Origin of the sequence: Pseudomonas sp. PA-4-8C (assembly GCF_021606625.1) — a bacterium.
GTDB classification, from domain to species: Bacteria; Pseudomonadota; Gammaproteobacteria; order Pseudomonadales; family Pseudomonadaceae; genus Aquipseudomonas; species Aquipseudomonas lactis.
The window spans coordinates 1-3,398 of sequence record NZ_WKCD01000407.1 but is presented as its reverse complement, the minus strand read 5'-3'; the positions used below and the strand labels follow the sequence as shown (position 1 = coordinate 3,398).

At 59.9% G+C, this 3,398-nt stretch carries 4 protein-coding genes; all 4 read right to left on the bottom strand.

Annotation, left to right across the window (positions count from 1 at the left end; translation table 11 throughout):
• The coding region (locus GIW04_RS29105; protein ID WP_236479476.1) for a glycogen/starch synthase at positions 1 to 558 on the bottom strand (558 nt) is incomplete at its 3' end.
• Positions 559 to 1,038: 480 nt separating this feature from the next.
• Positions 1,039 to 1,992: a D-2-hydroxyacid dehydrogenase family protein gene (locus GIW04_RS29100; protein WP_120248107.1), complete on the bottom strand. Its 954-nt coding sequence runs from the start codon at positions 1,990 to 1,992 to the stop codon at positions 1,039 to 1,041.
• Between the two features lie 25 nt (positions 1,993 to 2,017).
• Positions 2,018 to 3,019 carry an alpha/beta fold hydrolase gene (locus GIW04_RS29095; RefSeq protein ID WP_120248106.1) on the bottom strand — a complete coding sequence of 334 codons (1,002 nt, stop codon included), beginning with the start codon at positions 3,017 to 3,019 and terminating at the stop codon, positions 2,018 to 2,020.
• A 56-nt stretch (positions 3,020 to 3,075) separates the two neighbouring features.
• Positions 3,076 to 3,398, bottom strand: a 323-nt coding sequence (locus GIW04_RS29090; RefSeq protein WP_236479475.1) for a YqaA family protein, incomplete at its 5' end; no start/stop codon positions are given.

Genomic DNA, 3,398 nt, shown 5'->3' with positions numbered 1-3,398 from the left:
AGCCAGGCCCGCAGGCCAGTCATGGGCGTGCACCAGGTCTGGGCACCAGTGGATTTGCGCGAGGTTGGCGGCCATGTCGGCGGCAGCCAGGCCCAGGCGGGCGAAGCGAATATGGTTGTCCGGCCAGTCGCGGCCGTTGTTGGCGCCGTAGGGCGTGCCTTCGCGCTCATACAGTTCGGGGCAGATCAGCACGTAGATGACCAGGCCGTCCTTGAGGTCCATGCGCCCGATCTTGCACGGCGGCAACGCGGCATGGCCGCCCAGTTCACCGACGATATGAATCGGGTTGTCGCTTTCCATCACCTGCGGGTAACCCGGAATCAGCACCCGTACATCATGCAGGTGGGCCATGGCGCGGGGCAGGGCAGCGGAGACGTCGCCCAGGCCACCGGTTTTCACCAGGTCCGCGAACTCGGAAGTGACAAACAAGACTTTCTTTCGATTCGGATTCTGACTCACGACCGGCCGCACAGTGTTGGGCAGGTCGGCCAAAGACTTTGGCCCTCCTGCCGGCTGACTAAAACGCTCTCCCTGAGTATCTACTGCGGCACTGATCATAATGCACTCCCATCTGTTGGTTGGCTAATGGCCCGCTGCCATCGGCTCCGAGTGACCGCATCCTGCGGCCAGACACACAAGCGCTATACAAGCTGGCAAGGCGTATGCCAGTTGTAACGTCGGCTTAAAAAGATTGGATGAGCGGGCATTCGGCCTGAAGCGCGCGTGCTCGCCCTTACCTAAAACTTGACCAGCGGCAGGTTTCGAAAGTTTAGATTTTTTGCGGGGTTTTTGTTTTGGAACGGACCCATCGGTCATGAGTCTAGGACAGATCCCAGCGCCTGCTGGGTTTTCATGCAGATTTTGTAGGACAAAAAACTTTTAACGATATACCGCCCTGCCTCTGTAGGAGCGAGCTTGCTCGCGAAAAACCAAAGGCCGCCGAGTAAAACCAGAATGACCGCGTTATCGTTGGCGTTTTTCGCGAGCAAGCTCGCTCCTACCTGAATACAGGGTGAAATAACGCACTAAAGTGGTGCGTCAGGCGAGCCCGCGAATGGGCACACCCTCGGCCCAAGCTTGGATATCTTCGATCATCTGCTGATAGAACTGCCGGTAATTCTGCTCGCTCACATACCCCACGTGTGGCGTAGCCAGCACATTGGGCAAGCGGCGAAATGGATGGTCAGCCGGCAACGGCTCCTCGGCAAACACATCCAGCGCCGCCCCGGCCAGGCGACCGCGGCTCAAGGCTTGCAGCAATGCCTGCTCATCCACAATCGGCCCGCGTGCGGTGTTCACCAGCCGCGCGCTGGGTTTCATCCAACCCAACGCTTGCGCATCCACCAGGCCACGGCTGCGCTCGCTGAGCACCAGATGGATGGTCAGGATATCCGCCTGCTCAAACAGCTCGCGCTTGCTGACCCAGGTCACCCCCGACTCCGCCGCACGCTCGGGTGTGAGGTTTTCACTCCAGGCAATCACCCGCATGCCAAACACCTGGGCGAACCTTGCGACTTTCTGGCCAATGCTGCCCAGCCCCAGGATGCCCAAGGTCTTGCCATGCAGATCGCCGCCCAGGCCAACCTGCCATCCACCTGCGCGCAGCGAGTTGGCTTCGGCGAGCAGGTTGCGCGTAGAGGCCATGATCAAGGCCCAGGTGAGTTCCGGTGCGGCGTGTTTATAGCTGTCGGTGCCGCACACCTGGATGCCCAGGGCCTTGGCGGCGGGAATGTCGATGGCGGCATTGCGCATGCCGCCGGTCACCAGCAATTTGAGCTTGGGCAGCCCTTGCAGCAGGGCTTTGTCAAAGGTTGAGCGTTCGCGCATGAGGCAAATCACCTCGAACTCTTTCAAACGCTCGATCATGGTGGCGGTATCGGCGGGGTAGTCGTGGAGAAAATGCACCTTGCCTACGCTGTCCAGCGTCGACCAATCCACCACCTCGCTGGCCACGTCTTGCCAATCATCCAACACTGCGATCTGTATCGACATGCACGCGGGCCTCGAAAAGTTGGAATTAAAGGGCCTTCAACCCCTGCAACAGGGCTTTATGAAACTGTTCAGGTTCTTCCATTTGGGGCGCATGCCCCAGGCCTGGAAACTCCACTAGCGTAGCGCGGGGAATCAGCTTGGCCACCTGCTTGCCCAGTACCTCGTAATGACCGATTTTGGCCTTCACCGCCGGCGGCGCCACATCTTTGCCGATAGCGGTGGTGTCGCTGGTGCCGATCAGCAGCAGGGTAGGTACCTGCAAGTCCTTGAACTCGTAGTACACCGGCTGGGTGAAGATCATGTCGTAAATCAACGCCGAGTTCCAGGCAACCTGCAGATGCCCCGGGCCTTTGTTCAGGCCGGCGAGCATGTCTACCCAGCGCTCGTACTCGGGTTTCCAGCGCCCAACGTAATAGGTGTTTCGCTCATAGTTGCGTACACCGTCGGCGCTCAGCTTCAGCTCGCGCTGGTACCACTGGTCGACGCTCTGGTAAGGCACGCCGAGGGCTTTCCAGTCTTCCAGGCCGATGGGGTTCACGAGGCCAAGCTGTTCGGTTTGCTGGGGGTACATCAGCGCATAGCGCGTGGCGAGCATGCCGCCGGTGGAATGGCCGATCACCGTGGCCTTTTGAATGCCGAGCTTTTCCAGCAGTTGGTGGGTGTTGGTCGCCAGTTGCTGGAAGCTGTACTGGTAATGGTCGGGCTTGCTGGAGGTGCAAAAACCAATCTGGTCCGGGGCGATGACGCGGTAACCGGCGTCACTCAGCGCCTTGATCGAACCCTCCCAGGTGGCGCCGCAGAAGTTCTTGCCGTGCATCAGCACCACGCTGCGACCGTTGGGGGTGCCTGTTGCGGGGACGTCCATGTAGCCCATTTGCAGGGATTTGCCTTGGGATTGTAAGGCGAAATGATTCAAGGGGTAGGGGTACTCAAAGCCCTGCAATTCAGGGCCATAGTTAGCAGCTAACACGGGCGCGGCGCTGGCCGACAACAGGCCGGCTACGCACAATGTACGGATGAAAGGCATGGGTTTTGGCTCCGAGACAGATGCCCGGATGCTCTTTGCCAGAGATTAACGGGGGATTAAAGCCATTGCAGCGTCAGCGCGGCGAGTACGCCATAACGCAGGCTTTTTGCCAGGGTCACCAGCAGCAAAAACCGCCACCACGGCTCACGCATCACCCCAGCCACCAATGTCAGCGGATCACCGATGATCGGCACCCAACTGAGCAGCAACGTCCAATGCCCCCAACGCGCGTAATGGCCGCGAGCCTTGTCCAATTGCCGGGCGCTGACCGGGAACCAGCGTCGCTCTTTGAAGCGCTCGACCGAGCGCCCCAGCAGCCAATTGACCACCGAGCCCAGCACGTTACCCAGGGTAGCGATGGCCAGCAGCAGCCATAGGT

Excerpts from the sequence above, each read along its gene's own strand:
- GIW04_RS29100 (WP_120248107.1), bottom strand. The coding sequence starts at position 1,992 with ATGTCGATACAGATCGCAGTGTTGGATGATTGGCAAGACGTGGCCAGC.
- GIW04_RS29095 (WP_120248106.1), bottom strand. The coding sequence starts at position 3,019 with ATGCCTTTCATCCGTACATTGTGCGTAGCCGGCCTGTTGTCGGCCAGC.